At 67.9% G+C, this 16,826-nt stretch carries 18 protein-coding genes and 1 tRNA gene; 8 read left to right on the top strand and 11 right to left on the bottom strand.

Annotated features, from left to right (window positions below; translation table 11 throughout):
• The first annotated feature begins 13 nt into the window (after window positions 1-13).
• Entirely contained in the window at window positions 14-973 is a 960-nt protein-coding gene (locus tag AB0L53_RS18535; RefSeq protein ID WP_363994857.1) for a sigma-70 family RNA polymerase sigma factor, read from the top strand.
• Window positions 974-1,101: 128 nt separating this feature from the next.
• Here the strand turns inward: AB0L53_RS18535 and AB0L53_RS18530 are convergent, their stop codons facing one another.
• The 4 genes from AB0L53_RS18530 to AB0L53_RS18515 form a co-directional block, all read right to left on the bottom strand.
• The gene (locus tag AB0L53_RS18530) at window positions 1,102-1,299 is read right to left on the bottom strand and encodes a (4Fe-4S)-binding protein (protein WP_363994854.1); all 198 of its coding nucleotides are present in this window, start codon (window positions 1,297-1,299) and stop codon (window positions 1,102-1,104) included.
• Window positions 1,300-1,307: 8 nt separating this feature from the next.
• Complete coding sequence (locus tag AB0L53_RS18525) at window positions 1,308-2,531, bottom strand: cytochrome P450 (RefSeq protein WP_363994851.1); 1,224 nt, start codon at window positions 2,529-2,531, stop codon at window positions 1,308-1,310.
• A 270-nt stretch (window positions 2,532-2,801) separates the two neighbouring features.
• The gene (locus AB0L53_RS18520) at window positions 2,802-4,298 is read right to left on the bottom strand and encodes a PAS domain-containing protein (RefSeq protein ID WP_363994848.1); all 1,497 of its coding nucleotides are present in this window, start codon (window positions 4,296-4,298) and stop codon (window positions 2,802-2,804) included.
• Between the two features lie 59 nt (window positions 4,299-4,357).
• The gene (locus tag AB0L53_RS18515) at window positions 4,358-4,996 is read right to left on the bottom strand and encodes a response regulator (RefSeq protein ID WP_363994846.1); all 639 of its coding nucleotides are present in this window, start codon (window positions 4,994-4,996) and stop codon (window positions 4,358-4,360) included.
• A gap of 245 nt (window positions 4,997-5,241) precedes the next feature.
• On the opposite strand from AB0L53_RS18515, the gene AB0L53_RS18510 reads away from it, so the two are divergent.
• Window positions 5,242-6,066 carry an alpha/beta fold hydrolase gene (locus AB0L53_RS18510; protein ID WP_363994843.1) on the top strand — a complete coding sequence of 275 codons (825 nt, stop codon included), beginning with the start codon at window positions 5,242-5,244 and terminating at the stop codon, window positions 6,064-6,066.
• On the opposite strand, the gene AB0L53_RS18505 is transcribed toward AB0L53_RS18510, so the two are convergent.
• Window positions 6,063-6,854 carry a hypothetical protein gene (locus AB0L53_RS18505; RefSeq protein ID WP_363994841.1) on the bottom strand — a complete coding sequence of 264 codons (792 nt, stop codon included), beginning with the start codon at window positions 6,852-6,854 and terminating at the stop codon, window positions 6,063-6,065. The two genes, AB0L53_RS18510 and AB0L53_RS18505, sit on opposite strands and share 4 nt — an antisense overlap.
• A 26-nt stretch (window positions 6,855-6,880) precedes the next feature.
• On the opposite strand from AB0L53_RS18505, the gene AB0L53_RS18500 reads away from it, so the two are divergent.
• On the top strand, window positions 6,881-7,327 hold the full coding sequence (locus AB0L53_RS18500) for an ATP-binding protein (RefSeq protein ID WP_363994838.1): 447 nt from the start codon (window positions 6,881-6,883) through the stop codon (window positions 7,325-7,327).
• 54 nt (window positions 7,328-7,381) lie between these two features.
• On the opposite strand, the gene AB0L53_RS18495 is transcribed toward AB0L53_RS18500, so the two are convergent.
• Window positions 7,382-8,059 (bottom strand): DedA family protein, encoded by a 678-nt coding sequence (locus AB0L53_RS18495; protein WP_363994835.1) that lies wholly within the window; start codon window positions 8,057-8,059, stop codon window positions 7,382-7,384.
• Window positions 8,060-8,219: 160 nt separating this feature from the next.
• Window positions 8,220-8,849, bottom strand: coding sequence for a helix-turn-helix domain-containing protein (locus AB0L53_RS18490; protein WP_363994832.1), 630 nt, complete (start codon window positions 8,847-8,849; stop codon window positions 8,220-8,222).
• 108 nt (window positions 8,850-8,957) lie between these two features.
• Here AB0L53_RS18490 and AB0L53_RS18485 point away from each other — a divergent pair, with 108 nt between their 5' ends.
• From AB0L53_RS18485 to AB0L53_RS18465, 5 genes are all read left to right on the top strand, one after another.
• Window positions 8,958-9,155, top strand: coding sequence for a ferredoxin (locus AB0L53_RS18485; RefSeq protein ID WP_363994829.1), 198 nt, complete (start codon window positions 8,958-8,960; stop codon window positions 9,153-9,155).
• Window positions 9,152-10,345 (top strand): FAD-dependent oxidoreductase, encoded by a 1,194-nt coding sequence (locus AB0L53_RS18480; protein ID WP_363994826.1) that lies wholly within the window; start codon window positions 9,152-9,154, stop codon window positions 10,343-10,345. The genes AB0L53_RS18485 and AB0L53_RS18480 overlap by 4 nt, the downstream gene beginning before the upstream one ends.
• A 38-nt stretch (window positions 10,346-10,383) precedes the next feature.
• Window positions 10,384-11,580, top strand: coding sequence for a cytochrome P450 (locus AB0L53_RS18475; protein WP_363994823.1), 1,197 nt, complete (start codon window positions 10,384-10,386; stop codon window positions 11,578-11,580).
• A 21-nt stretch (window positions 11,581-11,601) separates the two neighbouring features.
• Window positions 11,602-11,961, top strand: coding sequence for an MFS transporter (locus tag AB0L53_RS18470; protein WP_363995470.1), 360 nt, complete (start codon window positions 11,602-11,604; stop codon window positions 11,959-11,961).
• Between the two features lie 92 nt (window positions 11,962-12,053).
• Window positions 12,054-12,644 carry a nucleotidyltransferase domain-containing protein gene (locus AB0L53_RS18465; RefSeq protein WP_363994820.1) on the top strand — a complete coding sequence of 197 codons (591 nt, stop codon included), beginning with the start codon at window positions 12,054-12,056 and terminating at the stop codon, window positions 12,642-12,644.
• Between the two features lie 550 nt (window positions 12,645-13,194).
• Here AB0L53_RS18465 and AB0L53_RS18460 read toward each other — a convergent pair.
• The 4 genes from AB0L53_RS18460 to AB0L53_RS18445 form a co-directional block, all read right to left on the bottom strand.
• The gene (locus AB0L53_RS18460; RefSeq protein ID WP_363994817.1) at window positions 13,195-13,926 is read right to left on the bottom strand and encodes an NYN domain-containing protein; all 732 of its coding nucleotides are present in this window, start codon (window positions 13,924-13,926) and stop codon (window positions 13,195-13,197) included.
• 557 nt (window positions 13,927-14,483) lie between these two features.
• Window positions 14,484-14,556, bottom strand: a tRNA-Ala gene (locus AB0L53_RS18455).
• Between the two features lie 106 nt (window positions 14,557-14,662).
• A complete protein-coding gene (locus tag AB0L53_RS18450; protein WP_363994814.1) occupies window positions 14,663-16,195 on the bottom strand; it encodes a von Willebrand factor type A domain-containing protein in 1,533 nt (510 codons plus the stop codon).
• Window positions 16,196-16,290: 95 nt separating this feature from the next.
• Window positions 16,291-16,824, bottom strand: a complete 534-nt coding sequence (locus AB0L53_RS18445) for an isoprenylcysteine carboxyl methyltransferase family protein (RefSeq protein ID WP_363994811.1) — start codon at window positions 16,822-16,824, stop codon at window positions 16,291-16,293.
• Window positions 16,825-16,826 lie beyond the last annotated feature (2 nt).

Genomic DNA, 16,826 nt, shown 5'->3' with positions numbered 1-16,826 from the left:
TAGGGTGGTCCGCGTGGACAGCAGCGCCACTGATCGCTTCGACACCAGCCGGTTCGAGGCCAGCCGGAACCGGCTGGCCTCGCTGGCGTACCGGCTGCTGGGCTCCGCCGCCGACGCCGAAGACGCCGTGCAGGACGCGTTCCTGCACTGGCAGGCCGCCGACCGGCAGCGGATCAAGGTGCCGGAAGCATGGCTGACCAAGGTCGTCACCAACCTGTGCCTCGACCGGCTCCGCTCGGCACAAGCCCGCCGCGAACGCACCGTCGGCGCCTGGCTGCCCGAACCACTCCTCGACGGCGACCCGATGCTCGGTCCGGCCGACACTTTCGAGCAGCGCGAATCGGTCTCCCTGGCCGTACTGACTCTCATGGAGCGCCTGTCACCCTTCGAGCGGGCCGTCTACCTCCTGCGTGAAGTGTTCTCCTACAGCCACGCCGAGATCGCCGAGATCCTCGACATCACCGAGCCCGCAAGCCAGCAGCACCTCCACCGGGCCCGGCGCCGCATCACCGCCGCGCGCCGCCGCGGCGGCGGCGTCGAAGTCGACCAGGTATCCGCCCGCAGGATCGTCGAGGAATTCCTCGCCGCTGCCTCCTCGGGCCGCACCGAACGGCTGGTGGCGCTGCTCACCGACGACGCGATCGCGGTCTCCGACGGCGCCGGCCTGACCGCGAGGCTGCTGCAGTACGACACTCCGCAGCGCATCGCCGCCGTCGCACGGGCCGGCTTCAAACCCACACCCGCGAAACGGCGATTCGCCGGCGGCACGCCGGCCATCCACTACGCGCTCGTCAACGGCGCCCCCGCCATCCTCGTCGTGGTCGGCGACCAGGTCGTCGGCACCGTGACGTTCGACATCACCAACGGCAAGATCGCAACCGTGCGCGGCATCGCCGCCCCCACCCGCCTCGCCCGCCTAACCGAAGCCTGGCGGCAGCACGAACCGGACACGCCGCTCATCACCCAGTGGTGACCCGACACCGACCGCGGCCCGGCGTCGGCGCAGTAGGTCTCGTGGCGGGCGGCATCGTAGGACAGCGGCCCGCCGACGCTCCTTGGTCACCCCCGGCGGCCTGCCCTGACCTCCCACCCGGATTGTGCTTACTCCTGCAGGATGGACAGGGCTCGGGACGAGCACAGGATGACGGCTTCGCGCGCCTGTACCGCAGTTTCGTCGTCGGGGTGGTCGGTCAGCAGGGCCACGATGCCGTCGTCGTCTTGGTCGAATACGGCCGGCTCGGCCAGGACGCACTGGCCGGAGCCGACGCAGAGGCCGGTGTCCGCTTTGATCCGCATCATTGTCATCCTCACCAGGTGACCGGGAGCTCGTGAACGCCGTAGATGACGGCGTCCCTCTTGAACGGCAGGTCCTCGACCCCTGCGGCGAACCGCAGGGTGGGGATGCGGCGGAACAGCGTGTCGAAGACGATCTGCAGTTCCATCCGGGCCAGGTTCTGGCCAAGGCACTGGTGCGGGCCGAACCCGAAGGCGACGTGGTGGCGAGCCCCGCGCTCGACGTCCAGTTCGGCCGGGTTCTCGAACACCGCCGGGTCCCAGTTGGCCGACAGGCCCGAGACGATGACGCCCTCGCCGGCCTTGATGCTCACCCCGCCGATCTCCACGTCTTCGGTGGCCAGCCGGGAGGTGACCCCGTCGGCGATGGTGAAGTAGCGCAGCAGTTCCTCCACGGCCATGGGCGTCTTGTCCGGGTCGTTCGTGATCAGAGCCAGTTGCTCCGGGTGGGTGAGCAGCCCGACCACGCCGAGCGAGATCATGTTCGCCGTGGTCTCGTGTCCGGCGGTCAGCAGCAGGAAGGCCAGGCTCACCAGGCCCGCGTGGTCGGCGGTGCCCTCCTGGCGTTGCCGGGCGATCTGCCGGCCGAACAGATCGTCGCCGGGCTCGGACTCCTTGCGGGTGACCAGGTCGTCGATGTAGGCGCGCAGTTCGGCGAAGGCTCGCTGGCGGTCTTCCACCGAGCCCCGGCGCACCAACGCGGTGGTGCGGGTTTGGAAGAAGTCGTGGTCGGCGTACGGGACGCCGAGCAGTTCGCAGATCACCAGCGAGGGCACCGGCAGGGACAGCGCCTGCACCAGGTCGACCGGGTGCTGGTCGGCGGCGAGCATGTCGTCGATGAAGTGGTCGACGATGTCCTGGATCCGCGGGCGTAGCGCGGCCAGGCGCCTCACGGTGAACTCGCCGATCACCGAGCGGCGGGCCGCGCAGTGTTCCGCGCCGTCCATGCCGAGCATCAACGGCGGCTGGCTGCGCAACTGCTGCAGGGTCGCCGCATCGAGGGTGAAGAGCGGCCAGCCGTCCTTGCGCTTGTCGGAGGAGAAGCGGGGGTCGGCGAGGATGGCACGGGCCTCCTCATGCTCGGACACCCACCACGCCTCGCCACCGCTGGTCATGCGGATCTTGCTGACCGGCGCCTGCTCGCGCAGTTGCTCGTAGGCGGCGGGCGGGGCGAACGGACAGCCACGCTCGACCGGCAGCTCCAGGCCGGCGAGTTCGCCGGCAACGCTGTTCGTCATGAAAGACCTCCCATGAGATGTGTTCTGCGCTCCTCGGCCATGTCCGGCACGGTGAGCAGTGGCTCTGCTCGGGCAGCCAGAGGCCGGCATACGCCTCCTTGCGGCGCTTCCTGCGCTCCAGGCACAAGACGCCGGCCCTCACCGCTGTGTGACACCCATTGGTCGGTGGTGTAGGTCACATGACCGCGGGACTTCCGCTCGACGTGACCGACAAAGCCGCCGCCTTCGAGAGCGTGAAGCGAGCCAGGGAGCACTTCGGCCAGCTGGACGTCAGCGGCGCAGCGGCGGCACTTCGTCGAGCAGGGGCAGCCGAAGAGCGAACACCGCGCCCTGGGGCGTGTTCTCAGCCGCGTGGACGGTGCCGCCGTGACGTGTGACGATGCGGCGGCTGAGGGCGAGACCGATGCCGTTTCCGTTCCGCTTCGAGGTGAACGCGCCGTCGAAGATCCGGCCGTGGGGGAAGGCCGCCAAGCCCTGTCCCCGGTCGCGCACCTCGATCTCGCCGAACGCGTCGTCGCGGCGGGTCGCGATCGTCACGACGCGCCGCTCCGCGGGCCAGCGGGCCATTTCGTCGATCGCGTTGAAGGTGAGGTTCATCACGACCTGCCCGATAAGGACTTTCTCGCAGCGCACGACAAGCGGTTCCACCGCTGACTCCCATTCCAGTGCGACCGCGTTCTGCTGGGCCCGCACGTCGATGAGATGAGCGCAGTCGGCGACGATCTCGTTCAGGTCGGCGAGTTGTTCCGACTGTTCGAGGCCGACGACGTACCGGCGCAGGCTGGCCATGATCTGCGCCGCCCGGTCGATCTGCGCGGTCGCGTTGTCCAGCCCCCAGTCCAGCGACGCGGCGTCAACGCCGTTCCCCGCGAGTCGGCCGCGCACGCCCGCCACGAAGTTGTGCGCGGCGGCGATCGGCTGGCTGACCTCGTGGGCGATGGCCATCGCCATGTCGCCCATGGCGTTGAAGCGGGCGAGGTGGTTGAGATGTTGCGCGTCCCGGCGGTGCTCCTCCTCCGCGCGTACCTGGTCGGTGATGTCGTGGAAGAGCAGAAGGCACCCTCGCAGGTCGCCCTCGATGTCGATGTACTGGCACCGGACCGAGAGCCAGCGTTCCTCGCCGTTCGTCGCGCGCAACCGGTAACGGCCGTCCCTCGGCGCCCCGCCCCGCGGTGTCGTATCCAGCACCTCGCGCAGCCTCGTGGCCGACTCGCGGTCGCAGAACCGGGTGAAATCGTCCCCGGCGAGCCGCCCGGCGTCGACCCGCAACAGGGAACCCGCCGATTCGCTGGCGAACAGCACCCGCGCGTCGTCGTCGAGAACCACGATGCCCTCGTCCAGATTGCGGAGGAACGTCTGCAGCCGCCCCTCCGTGCGGGACAGATCCATCCGCGTGGCCTTCTCCTCCGCGATGTCGCGGAACTGCACCATCACCACAGGGCCGGACGCGAGGTCCACGCGGATGGCGACGGCCTCGGTGAGAATGTCCTCGCTCGCCTTGGACCGATAGCTCCACTCGATGGTGGCGGTGCCGTGGTCGGCGGCCCGCTGCAACCACGCGACGCCGATCTCGCGGGCGTACTGGCGGGCGTTGGAGCTCATGTCGGGCGCCTTCAAGGGCTTCAGCTCGTCGAGGGTGAAGCCGAGGACGTCGCAGGCGGCCGGGTTGGCCCAGATGATCTCCTTGGTCACCGCGTCGTGTACGAGGACGCAGTAGCGCAGCGCCTGGAAGAGCCGGCCCAGGTCGGCCAGCGTGAGATCGGCCATGCGGTTTCCTCCAGCTTCGGCCATGCGGTTTCCTCCGGCTCAGCTCTCATTTCTCCGGCTCAGCTCGCAGACAGGAGCAGGCCGTATCGCAGCACGTCCGCGACCAGGGCGCCCAGGGTCTCCGCCGCGGTCTTCTCGCGGATGTGCGCCCGATGCACGTCCACCGTCTTCACGCTGATGCCCAGGCGCCCGGCGATGTTCTTGCTGGGCACCCCCTCCACGACCAGCCGCAGAATCTCCAGCTCGCGCGGGGTGAGCACGGCGAGCCGGGCTTCCAGCGCGCGCTGCCCGGCGCGCTCGGCATGCAGCTCCCGCGCCTTGTGCAGGGCGTTTTGTACCACCTCCAGCATGTGCTGGGGGTCGTACGGCTTCTCCAGAAAGTCAACGGCACCCTGCTGCATGGCCCGTACGGACATACGGACATCACCGTGGGCCGACACGAACACAATCGGCAGTAACGAACCCATCCGATTGAGGATCTCCTGCACCTGGAAGCCACCCGTATGTGGCATGCGAACGTCCAGGACGAGGCAGGCGGGCCGTTCCGGATCGATCGCCGACAGGAAGGACGCGGCCTCGGTGAAGCACTCGGCATTGATGTGCACCGATCCCAGCAACCAGGCCAGCGAGGAGCACAACTGCTCGTCGTCATCCAGGATGTAGACCACTTCGCCGGGCTCGTTCCGTCGCGTGCTCACGCTCACGTCATCGGCTCCCACATCGCCGGGCGGTCCACTACTCGCCAGCCACCAGCAGCGTAATGGGACATATGTCGTGGACCACTGGACCGTCCCGCTCAGTGGAACGCGGCAGCATCAGGAGGATGTCGTACGGCGACAGCTGAGGCCGGGGCACGTCGAGCGTGGGGTCGCGCTCGAAGAGCCTCGCACCATGCTTCCCCTGGATGGGACCATGGCCTTCTCCCGCTACCGCCAGGAGCGCCATGCCGGTCCAAAGTACGTCCGTCGCCCTTCGCACCCTCGACGGCCTGCGTCTCGCCGCAACGCTCGTAACGCCGGGCAAATCAGCCGAGTCCGCGGTCGTCCTGGTCCACGGAGGCGGAGTGACCCGCGAGGAGGGCGGGTTCTTCACCCGGTTGGCGGCCGGACTGGGAGAGGCGGGCCTGGCCTCGTTGCGCTTCGACCTGCGCGGACATGGGGAAAGTGAGGGCCGCCAGGAGGAGTTGACTCTCGCGACGATTCTCAACGACATCCGGGTGGCGCTTGCTCACGTACGCAAGGCGATCGGAGCGACCCGGCTCAGCCTGCTCGGTGCGAGCTTCGGCGGCGGGATCTGCGGCTACTACGCCGCCCATAGGCCCGATGAGGTGAGTCGGCTGGTGCTGCTCAACCCACAGTTCAACTACAAGAAGCGCACCATCGACAAAAGGCCCTATTGGCATGACGACTACTTGGACGAGACCGTCGCCCGGCAACTCACCGAACAGGGATACATCGCCTTCACCCCGAGCCTGAAGCACGGCCGCCCGCTCCTCAACGAGGCCTTCTGGTTGCAACCGCATACGATCCTCAGCGCGATCAAGGCGGCGACGCTCATCGTGCACGGCACCAAGGACACCTTGGTGCCCATCGAGTCCTCACGCGTTGCCGTGGGGCAGTTCACCGCCGCCTGCACCTTGGTGGAAATCGAGGGCTCGCAGCACGGCTTCGCCGTCCACGACGATCCCCAGTACCTCCGCCCTCAGAGCCGAATCTGGCAGGCGTCGGTCATCGAGACCGTGGCCAGTTGGCTGCGGGCTGGCGATTAGGCGGTGCGCCCCTCGATCAAGGCATCCCGCAACATCCGCACCTGCGGCCGGGAGCTCCAGCGCTCCAAGATCCGCATCGTGTCCACCAGGACGGTAGTCGTACGCCCGGAGCGAGTGGCCTGGGCGACCCGCGCGGCTTCAGACCCGAGGATGGCCGCCTCATCCGGCTCCCCGATCATGGCTAGGGCGGCTGCACGTCGCGCCCGGAAATAACCAGCATCGCGCGCGGACAGAGTGTCACTAGAGATGATGTCGTCGAGTATCTCGGCCGCCAGAGCGGGCTTGCCCGCCTCGGTGTAACACGCGGTGCTGCGCAGCAGCAGGGTCTCTTGGCTGAAGACACCGCCGAGTGCGTCGGCCTCGTCGCCCGTCGAGCGGGCGAGCAACTGCCGGGCGTCGTCCAACCTCTGTTCGACCATGCGCAGCGGTTCACCAAGCATCGCCAGGCCCAACGCCTCTTGCAGCGTGGTCTCGGCGCAAACCTTGAGTGGTAGCCGGGTGGTTGTCCGTTGCGCCGCCTCGGCCAGAGTGAGCACCCGCAGCGCATCCCGTCGGTCATAAGCCAGCTGAGATTTCCGAAGCAGCACATATGCCTGCATGGAGCTGTCGTCGGCCTCCTGCGCCCACTCGATCGCCCGGTCGTACCAGTACGTCGCCGTACGCAGGTCGAGGAGGTCGCGGTACAGCCAACCGACGAATTCCGCGCCATCGGCGCCCACCGCCAGCAGCGCTGACCCCACGAGCCGCACGATTGGCAGCGCGAAGCAATAAAGGGGAGCGGCCGCCAATCGTGCCAGAGCAGCAGCGAGGCAATATGGCTAAGACCGCCGAAGACCAGTTCGTCAGCTGCATCCCACTTCCTGCTATGGCTTCATCCGTGTCTACAGCCCGTATGCACACCCGAGCCTTGATGGACAAATGGCACCTGACCCATGTGGTCGATGACGCGGAGCTGATAGTCAGCGAAATCGTGACGAACGCGATCAGGGTGACCAACATCATCCCGTTGCAGGCACGCTACACGGAGCTGTACGACCGCATGGAGGTCGTCTGCTTGTACCTCTATCTGCTCACCCCTGAACTGGTGATCGAAGTCTGGGATCCCAAACGGGAGCCGCCGCGGCGTCATGACGCAACCCTCGACGATGAAGGCGGCCGCGGCCTCTTCCTGGTGGAATCGCTATCTCAACGATGGGGCATCCGATGGCCCCCGGCCGGCGGGAAAATCGTGTGGGCCAGTCTCGCGCTTGGCGCCACCTGAGAGAGCCCGGAACGGGCGGGCCGAGCCCCCGCCCGGAGCTAAGGCCCTTCATGGTCAAGCCCTGTGCGCCGGCTCGCGCTCGGGATCCGGGCCGCGATCCGAGTCGTGGGGCGACGTGTCTGTTGTGGTCGTCTTCGCTCTGCGGCGCTTACGGATCACGACGACCGCGACGAGCGCGAGCAACACACCGACGATGACGAGAACCATGCCGCTGGCGTCCTTCAGTCCTGCGGCGACTCCGATGCCGATCAGCAGGGGCAGCGCCGTCGAGCAGGCCGCGCCTGCCGCCATCGGGGGCAGGAACGTGCGGTACGGCATGTGCGCCGCGCCGGCGACGGCGGGCACCACGCTTTGCACAAGCCCAATCGGTACGAGCCGGCCGCCGAACACGGCCCAGGGGCCGTGCTTGCGGAGCAGGGCCGTGGCCTTGTCCCAGCCCTTCGCGCCGCGTTTCTTGACGAGTTTGGTCTCGCGCAGTGCCGGGCCCACGCGGCGGCCGAGCTCGAACCCGATCACGTTGCCCGCGACCGCGCCGACCGTCACCACTGCCCACAGGATCAGGAACTCGGGTATCGAGTCGACGGTGGCCGAGGCGATCATCAGCGCCGCCTGACCCGGGAGGAAGAACCCGATGCCGATGACGGACTCACCGAGAGCGATCACTCCCGCGCCGGCGATGAGGGCGGGCTCCGGCAACGACTGCCACCAATCCAACACATTGGACAACGCCACGAGCGGCACCTCTCAGACGGATAGCTGCGGTAACTGAACTGGCAGCATGCTGACAGTTATAGCTGAGCGCATCAGGGTTCACCCTGAGATCAACCCTGATGTTGACTATCGGTCGTCGGCGCTTTGACAGGAAGTGGCGGCTGGTTGGGCAGCCGGGTCGTCAGAGGACCCAGTTGCCCGTTCGTGGCGTCTTGACCACAGGAACCGCCGCGGGCTGGACGCTCGCCGTGGCCGGCGACAACCCGTCCAGAAGGAAGCCGAGGTAGCGGCGCCAGCCCTCGGTCTTGGGGTCCATGGTCCAGAGCACGCTGGTGAGCATGGCCATGATCCTTGGCAGGTCGTCCGGGACGAGGTCGGCGCGCAGGAGCCGGGCCTGCTGGGCCCGTCGTACGAGCAGAGTGAGCGCCTCAAAGAACGTGGCGGACAGGTCGGGAGTGAGGGAGCCGGCGCTCTTCGCGGCGGCCAGAGTGCTCATCTCACGAGCCACCATGTCGACGGCGGTTTCGATCAACGTGGTCAGACCGTGCAGCGGGTTCTCATCGTCGAGCGCTCGTTCGATGGCCGGTGTGAGGTTCTCGGCCACACTCTGATCGAGAACCGCCCTGACCAGGTCACCCTTGTGCGGGAAGTGCCGGTACAGCGTCCTGATGCCCACCCCCGCGCGGCGGGCGATCTCCTCGAGCGACACGTCCGGGCCGTCATCGGCGAAGGCCGCGTGCGCGGCACGCACGATGCGTTCGAGATTGCGTACGGCATCAGCCCTCAGGGGCCGCTCGGTTTCGGTGACCACCACCAGAGCCTATCAACCGGCACCATGCTGCCATTTGTGTGCTAGCTTTCGCCTTGAAGGTGAAATGGCAGGAAGCTGCCGGTTAGCAACAGGTGAGGAGGAGATCCGATGAAGGTGAGTGTTGCCGCCGACAAGTGCGTTGCCGCTGGTCAGTGCGTACTGCTCGCGCCGGAGGTGTTCGACCAGCGGGAGGAGGACGGCATCGTGGTGTTGCTGGACGAGACACCAGGGCCGGTGCTGCACGACGCGGTCCGGCAATCGGCCATGGTGTGCCCGGCCACGGCGATCCACCTGGCGGAGTCATGAACGCCTCCCCGGACCGGGTCGTGATCGTCGGGGCGGCGGCCGGTGGGCTGGCGGCGGCGGAGGCGTTGCGCGGGGCCGGATTCGGGGGCGTGATCACGCTGGTCGGCGACGAACCGCGGCTGCCCTATGATCGGCCGCCGTTGTCCAAGCAGCTGCTGACCGGGCAGTGGGCGCCGGACCGGCTCGCTCTGCGCCCGGAGACCGACATTGACGCGCTGGGCCTGGAGCTACGGCTGGGTGTCGCGGCGACCGGGGTGGACACCGGCCGACGGGTGGTGACACTCGCCGATGACACCCACCTGCCCTACGACGCGCTGATTGTGGCGACCGGCGTCCGTGCCCGCCGCCTGCCCGGCACCGATGGTCTCGCCGGGGTGCACACGCTGCGTACCCTGCCGGACGCGTTGGCGCTGAAGGAGCGGCTGCGGCCCGGGCGGCATCTGGTGATCGTCGGCGCGGGGTTCGTGGGCGCCGAGGTCGCCGCCACCGCGCGCGATCTCGGGGTACGGGTGACGTTGCTGGAGTCGGGTCCGGTGCCGCTGGCGTTGGCCGTCGGCGAGGAAGCCGGTCAGCTCATGACGCGCCTCCACGTCGAGCACGACGTGACGGTCCGCACCCAGGTCTCGGTCACCGGCGTGATCGGCACCGGTGGCGGACCAATGGTGGGGGTGCGGTTGGCTGATGGCACGGTAGTGGCGGCTGATGACGTACTGGTGGCCATCGGTTCCGTGCCGAACACCGAGTGGCTGACCGGCAGCGGCCTGTCCGTCCACAACGGACTCGTGTGTGACGAGTACAGCTCCGCCGCGGACGGCGTGTACGGGGTCGGTGACGTGGCCCGCTGGCACAACCCGCTGTTCGGTACGCACATGCGCGTCGAGCATCGCACCAACGCCGCCGAGCAGGGCATGGCCGTCGCCCGCAACCTGCTCGGCGAACCCCGGCCGTTCGCCCCGGTGCCGTATTTCTGGTCCGACCAGTACGGCACCAAGTTCCAGGCCTACGGCCACCTCCGCGACCACGACGAGGCACTCGTACTCAACAGCGACCATCTCCTCGTCGCCTACCGCAAGGCCGATCGCCTCGTCGGCGTCCTCGCCGCCGACATGTCCCCCAAGGTTCTGCGCGCGTGGCGCGCTCTCATCGCGGCCCGCGCCCCGTGGACCACCGCCCTCACCACCGCCGCCTGACGGACCCTCACCATCGCCGCCTGACAGAAGGGATTTCCATGACCACCACCGACCTGCCGATCTTCCCCGGCGAACGCGTCGCCCGCTGCCCGTTCAACCCGCCCGCCGAGTACGCGCGATGGCGGGAGGAGGGTCTGCGGCAGGTGAACTGGGACGGCCACACGGTGTGGGCTGTGAGCCGGTACGAGGACATCAAGACCGCCATGGCTCACCCGGCCGTCAGCGCCGAAGTTCTCGGTGTGCTGCAGGGCCACGGTAGACACGACGGCCCGAACGCCCCGGAGATGTTCCCCCGTATGGACGACCCCGAGCACGCTCGGCTGCGTCGCATGCTCACCAAGGACTTCACCGTCAAGCGGGTCAACGCGATGCGCCCGGACATCGAGGCGATGGCGAACGAGTTCATCGACAAGATGGTGGCCAAGGGGCAGCCGGGCGACCTGGTCCAGGACTACGCGCTGCCGATCCCCTCTCTGGTGATCTCCCTGCTGCTCGGGGTCCCGTACGCTGACCACGGCTTCTTCCAAACGATCACCGGCAAGCTGATGAACATGAACACCTCGCCGGAGGTGAAGGCCAAGGCCTCCAGGGAGTTCTTCGGGTACATGATGGAACTGGTCGCCCGCAAGGAGAAAGAACCCGGCGACGACCTGATGAGCCGGGTCATCCGCGAACATGTCCAGACCGGCGAACTACGGCGGGAGACCGCCGCGATGAACGGGGTCATCCTGCTCAACGCCGGCCACGAGACCACCGCCAACATGATCGCTCTCGGCACCGTGGCCTTGCTGGAGAACCCCGAGGCCGCCGCCAGGATCCGCGACACCGACGACCCGGCCGTGCTCGCCAACGCCGTCGAGGAACTCCTGCGCTACCTCACGATCGTGCACAGCCTGATCGTTCGCATCGCCAAGGAGGACGTCGAGATCGGCGGCACGCTGGTCAAGGCGGGCGAGGGGCTGATCATGAACCTGCCCGCCGGCAACTGGGACCCCGCCTTCACCCCCGAGCCCGAGACACTGGACCTCGACCGGCCCGCGCGCGGGCACCTGGCGTTCGGGTACGGCGTACACCAGTGCATCGGCCAGACCCTCGCCCGCGCCGAACTCCAGATCGCTCTCCCCACCCTGCTGCGCCGGCTTCCGGGGCTGCGGCTCGCGAAACCGATCGAGGACATCCGGTTCAGGAACGACATGAGCATCTACGGCGTCCACGAACTGCCCGTCAACTGGTGACGTGATGCGTGGCGACTCAACATTCCAGGAGCCGGACGTGGCGCTCCCCCGGGCTGCCCAGCACGCCCGCACGCGAAGCCCGCGCTCGTCTTCGGCTTCCTGGCGCTGGCCGGGGTGGTGTTCGCGATGCTGCAGTCGCTCGTCGCCCCGGCCCTCCCGGCCATCGCCGCCGACCTGAGGGCCTCGACCGCGGACATCAGCTGGCTCGTGACCGCCTACCTGCTGGCCGCCGCCATCGCGACCTCGATCGCGGGCCGTCTCGGCGACATGTTCGGCCGCCGCCGGGTGCTGCTCATTGTCCTCGGTGTGCTCGCCACCGGCGCCCTGGTCGCCGCCCTGGCCGGCCTCCTACTCCCCACCGGCCGACGCCCGAACAGGTAATCTGTCAAATGGCCAGAATATCCTGGCTTTTTGACAGTAATATACTGAGCGTGATCATCCTGTCACGCATGCCCCTGACGAAGGATCCAGGCATGCAGCAACCACCGCCCTCGATCTTCCCGATCTTCCGCTCTCGGATCACATGCGCGGTGCTGACGCACACGTACGTGGGCGACGCGGAGTACTCCATCGGTGAGCTGGCCGAGGCCGCCGGGACCGATAGCGGCACCATGGCCCGCGAGGTGTCCCGGCTCGAACAAGCCGGCGTCCTTAGTTCGCGTCACGTAGGACGCACCAAACTGGTCCGAGCCAACCAGACAGCCCCCTTCTTCGGGCCCCTGCGCGACCTCGTCACCATCACCCTGGGCCCGGCCCAAGTCCTCGCCGAAGAGCTGTCCCACCTCAACGGGATAGAGGAAGCCGCCGTCTTCGGCTCGTGGGCGGCACGCATGCGCGGAGAGCCCGGTCCCGCCCCGGTCGACATCGACCTCCTCATCATCGGCCGACCCGATCGCGATGATCTCCAGGAGGCCACAGCCCGCGCACGGTCCAGGCTCGCACGCGAGGTCAACACGGTGATCACCACTCGCACCCGGTGGGAAGCCAACGAGGACGGATTCATCCGCGAGCTGCACAGCCGCCCGCAGGTGCCCGTACCGATCCCCATGGGAGACAGCGAATGACGGGTTGGGCACGGGGGAGAGACGAAGATCATCGGCATGCTCCAACGACGCGAATTCACCCAGGTCGTCGCGGATGCCGAACTCGCCGAGCGGATGCTCTCGAACGCCCGGCAGCACCTGGTCAGCGCCGAAGCACCTGCCCGCACAGATCCGTATCTCGCATACGCGGCCCTGCATGACTCGGTCCGCAAGTCTTTGGCAGCACTTCTCCAGATCCAGATCCAGGGCCTACGGGCGACGACAACCGGCGGCCACTTGGCGACGCATGCCGCCCGCGCCGGTGCTCTACGCCGACGGCGCCGACACACCGGGAGTACGCCGGAAGCGCCGCAGGGCGGCGGGTTGCACGGGTCCAGCGCGCACAGTGCGGTGGTGCCCTTACCCGATCCCAACGCGTTCTGGCGTGCCTGCTTGACTTGCGAAGTACGTTCACCAGCGACGATCGAGTGCGGCTGCGCCTGCAGACATGAGAAAACCCGGCCCACAAGGAGCCGGGTGGTATGTGCTTCCAGCATAGCAGGTGACCTTCGCTAGATGTCGGCGATCGCTGTCACCAGCCCGGAGGGCGAGTGTAGGCCCCGACAGTTACGGGCAGTTGGCACCCCATCAGGTCTCCTGCGACCAATTGATACCACCAGTGACGCCCCACGCCTTCCGAGGGCTGTCCGCGCAGCGCACCTGCGAGATAGTTACTGCTGGGGTTGACGAGCCCGACCGGCACGCGCTGCCGCGCCTGTTCAATGGGAAAGCGCAGGTCGCTGTCATTGGAGATGACCACCGCCGCGTCGATGCTGCCGGTGAAGACATCTAGGAGAAGGTGCGAGGCGACATTGACGTCCGAGCCCTTCTCCTCACGGTAGGCGTAGGAGACCATGAAGCTCGCATCCGGGACCGGCGCGCCGGAGGAGCCACAGACCTGGATTGGCCACGCCGAACGGGCGAGCACGGGTCTACCCATCCGATCCCGTACGGCCAGCGGTGCATGCTTAACCCGAGAGACGTAGTAGCCGAACTCAATGTGGTCGACGCTGCGGCCAACTCGCAGGGTGTTGAGGTAGACGCTTTGATCGCGCTGGCCATCCGGGTTATCAGCGCCATCTATGCGGGCGGTGCAGTATACGAGCCGCTCGACGTGTGCGCCCTGCCAATCAGTGCGCCGGCCAACGAGATCGGTTGCCAGGGTTCGGAGGTCGAGCCAGCGCCAGCCCGGCGTGCCCCGTCCACACAGGCCCCGCGCTCCGTAGTAGAGGTTGTAGCCGTCCACGTAGATTCCGACCCGCATGCGTGCGACCGTATCTCGAAACATCCACTCTCCGTGACCGAATCATGACGCGACGCCAATATGCGTTGCCAGGCTCAGCCCCGCCAACACGTCGATGTCCCGAGCTCTCTCGCTCTCGGCGTGTCCGACATCGCAACTGCGCCCATCCTGGCCAGGCTGACTCGGCTTGACCAACCCTCAACAGCTAGCCCTCATGATCTCTCCGGCAGCCGAGATCTTCAGATAGCCCGATCGGTCAACGGGAACCGCGTGGGCGAAGCCCACGCCCAAATCAAGCGCCCGGAGCGAAGCGGAGGCCCTTCAGGGGTCGCGGCTACGGCGCGACTGGAAGCAACGCCTGAGCCCAGGCGCGAAGCGCCCCCAAAGGCGAAGCCCTTTGAGGGCAGGGTGGGCGGCAACTCGCCAACCACCGAATCGGGTAACGGGCGGGCTCGGAAAAGAACGCCCGGAGCGAAGCGGAGGCCCTACAGGGGGTCGCGGCTACGGCGCGACTGAAAGGCAACGCCTGAGGCCCTTGAGCGCGAAGCGCCCCAATGAAGACCTTTGTGCGGGGAGAGTGGAGCTATGGGGATTCGAACCCCAGACCTCCTCCATGCCATGGAGGCGCGCTACCAACTGCGCCATAGCCCCTTGAACCGTCCCCAAGTGTATCCGACTCCCAGCCTCAGGCAGCCGCCCCAAGCAGCTGGGCCGCCTCCCGAGGAAGCGGCCCAGCCGGAAAATGCCTGGTTAGCGGCTACCCCACCGAGCGGGCCTTGTCGATGAGTCCCGCCAGCTCAGTCACCATCGGGTCCTCCGCCGCCTCCGCCAGCCGCTTGGCCTGCTCCCCCAGCGTCGGCAGGGTCAGCCCGAACGCCTCCCGGTCCCGCATGTACACCGCGAAAGCCGCCGCCACCACGTCCACCTGCAGCCGCACCGGCGCCTTCTCCCATACCGACTCCGTCAGCGCCCCCACGTCCACCGACTTGCTCGTCTCGGCGGGGTTTCTGGTGTCGGGGTTCTGCCAGCGTACGGTCGCCTGAGCCAGCTGCCCCGTCGCGCCTGACTTGAGCCGTACCGCGTAGAGAGCCGTGACCGAGTGCCCTGGGCCGATCTCGCCGCCGTCCCGGTTGTCGTCGCGGAACTCCTCGGTGGACAGCGCGCGGTTCTCGTACCCGATGAGCTGGTAGCCCTCCACCACCGAGGGGTTGAAGACCACCTGCGCCTTGGCGTCGCGCGCCCGCAGCTCGATCGTGGCCGGGAGCTGCGAGGCGAAGACCTTGTCCGCGTCCTCCTGCGTGCTGACGTAGACGGCGGCGCCGTCGCCGTTGTCCGCCAGCTGTTCCATCAGCTGGTCGCCGTAGTCGCGGCCGACGCCGACGGTCAGCAGGGTGACCTGCCGGCCCGCGTACTCCTTGACCCGGTCCAGGATGGAACGCCACTCGGTGCTGCCCTGGTTGGCCAGGCCGTCGGAGAGCAGGATGACCCGGTTGGTGGCCGCGGGGCGGAACGCCTTGGCCGCCTGCTCGTAGCCGGTGACCAGCCCGGCCTCCAGGTTGGTGCTGCCGGCCACGGTCAGCTGGTCGACCGCCGCGTGCAGCTCGGTGCGGGCGGCCAGCGGCGTCATCGAGGCCAGCACCGTGGCCTCGTCGCTGAAGGAGACGATCGACACCTGGTCGCCCGGCGCGAGCTGGTCGATCAGCGTGTCCAGGGACTGCTTCACCAGGTCGAGCCGGCCGGGCTCAGCCATCGACCCCGACACGTCGATCACGAAGGTGAGGTTGGCGGGGCGCCGCGCCGCCGCGTCGGAGGCGCGCGTCTGCAGGCCGACGCGCAGGACGGCCTGGTTGCGTGACGGCATCATGGCGCCGTCGACGTGCACGGTGAACCCGTCGTCCCGCGGCTGCGTGTAGTCCTGCCGGAACGCGTTGACGAACTCCTCCGGCCGGATCTGCCCCGGTTCGGGCCAGCGTCCTTCCTGGAGGGTACGGCGGGCATAGGTGTATGAAGCGGTGTCCACGTCCAAGGCGAACGTCGAGATCTGCTCCGCCGACGTGTCCTTCTGTTCCTCGGGAGCGGCGCTCTGGTTCTTCGCGGACGCGCTCGCCCGAGCCTCGGGCTTGGCATCCGCGGGGAGTTCGGGCCTGGACGAAGCCGACGGTGCGGCCCTGGACGAAGCGGGCGCCCGAAGGCCGGAGTCTCCCTTGTTCCCCCCGGGACCGCCGCCGCAAGCGGCCAGTGCCAGGAGTCCAGCAATTCCGACGCTGATCGCCAAAGGACGAAATTTCATCGCAACCACCTCCGGCCCGTATGACGGCTCCCGGAAATGGCCTGGCCGGGCCGGTGACGCAAGCGAGCGCAAACCGCGATCAACACGTGATCCGGTCAGCCGACCAGCGCCGCCTCCTCCACCCGGATGCGAATCGTCAGCAATACCCCGTTCACCAGCGTGAACGCCAGCGCGGTGAGCCAGGCGGTGTGGACGAGCGGCAGCGCCACCCCCTCCGCGACCACAGCCACGTAGTTCGGATGACGCAGCCACCTGTACGGCCCGGCGCCGACCAGCGGCATCCCTGGCACCACGACGACGCGGGTGTTCCACTGCCTGCCCAGGTGGGCGATGCACGACCAGCGCAGCCCCTGGGCCAGCAGGACGATCGCGAGCATCGGCCAGCCGAGCGCCGGGATGAAGGGCCGGTCGAGCAGCCACACCTCGGCCGGGCAGGCCAGCAGGAGTCCGGTATGGGCCAGGACGATCAAGGGATAGTGCCACCGGCCGTACTCGATGCCGCCCTTCGATCTGGCCCAGGCCAGGTTGCGGCGCGCCACGCCCAGCTCGGCCAGCCGCTCGACGACGACCAGCCCGATCAGCAGCGTGTACGGACCCATCAGCCCGATCAGGCTCGTGTAAGGAGTCAAAG

Origin of the sequence: Nonomuraea sp. NPDC052129 (genome assembly GCF_040680095.1) — a bacterium.
Lineage (GTDB): Bacteria > Actinomycetota > Actinomycetes > Streptosporangiales > Streptosporangiaceae > Nonomuraea.
This window is presented reverse-complemented; position numbering and strand designations above follow the sequence as displayed.

Excerpts from the sequence above, each read along its gene's own strand:
- AB0L53_RS18530 (WP_363994854.1), bottom strand. The coding sequence starts at position 1,299 with ATGATGCGGATCAAAGCGGACACCGGCCTCTGCGTCGGCTCCGGCCAG.
- AB0L53_RS18525 (WP_363994851.1), bottom strand. The coding sequence starts at position 2,531 with ATGACGAACAGCGTTGCCGGCGAACTCGCCGGCCTGGAGCTGCCGGTC.
- AB0L53_RS18520 (WP_363994848.1), bottom strand. The coding sequence starts at position 4,298 with ATGGCCGATCTCACGCTGGCCGACCTGGGCCGGCTCTTCCAGGCGCTG.
- AB0L53_RS18510 (WP_363994843.1), top strand. The coding sequence starts at position 5,242 with ATGCCGGTCCAAAGTACGTCCGTCGCCCTTCGCACCCTCGACGGCCTG.
- AB0L53_RS18500 (WP_363994838.1), top strand. The coding sequence starts at position 6,881 with ATGGCTAAGACCGCCGAAGACCAGTTCGTCAGCTGCATCCCACTTCCT.
- AB0L53_RS18485 (WP_363994829.1), top strand. The coding sequence starts at position 8,958 with ATGAAGGTGAGTGTTGCCGCCGACAAGTGCGTTGCCGCTGGTCAGTGC.
- AB0L53_RS18480 (WP_363994826.1), top strand. The coding sequence starts at position 9,152 with ATGAACGCCTCCCCGGACCGGGTCGTGATCGTCGGGGCGGCGGCCGGT.
- AB0L53_RS18475 (WP_363994823.1), top strand. The coding sequence starts at position 10,384 with ATGACCACCACCGACCTGCCGATCTTCCCCGGCGAACGCGTCGCCCGC.
- AB0L53_RS18465 (WP_363994820.1), top strand. The coding sequence starts at position 12,054 with ATGCAGCAACCACCGCCCTCGATCTTCCCGATCTTCCGCTCTCGGATC.
- AB0L53_RS18460 (WP_363994817.1), bottom strand. The coding sequence starts at position 13,926 with ATGCGGGTCGGAATCTACGTGGACGGCTACAACCTCTACTACGGAGCG.
- AB0L53_RS18450 (WP_363994814.1), bottom strand. The coding sequence starts at position 16,195 with ATGAAATTTCGTCCTTTGGCGATCAGCGTCGGAATTGCTGGACTCCTG.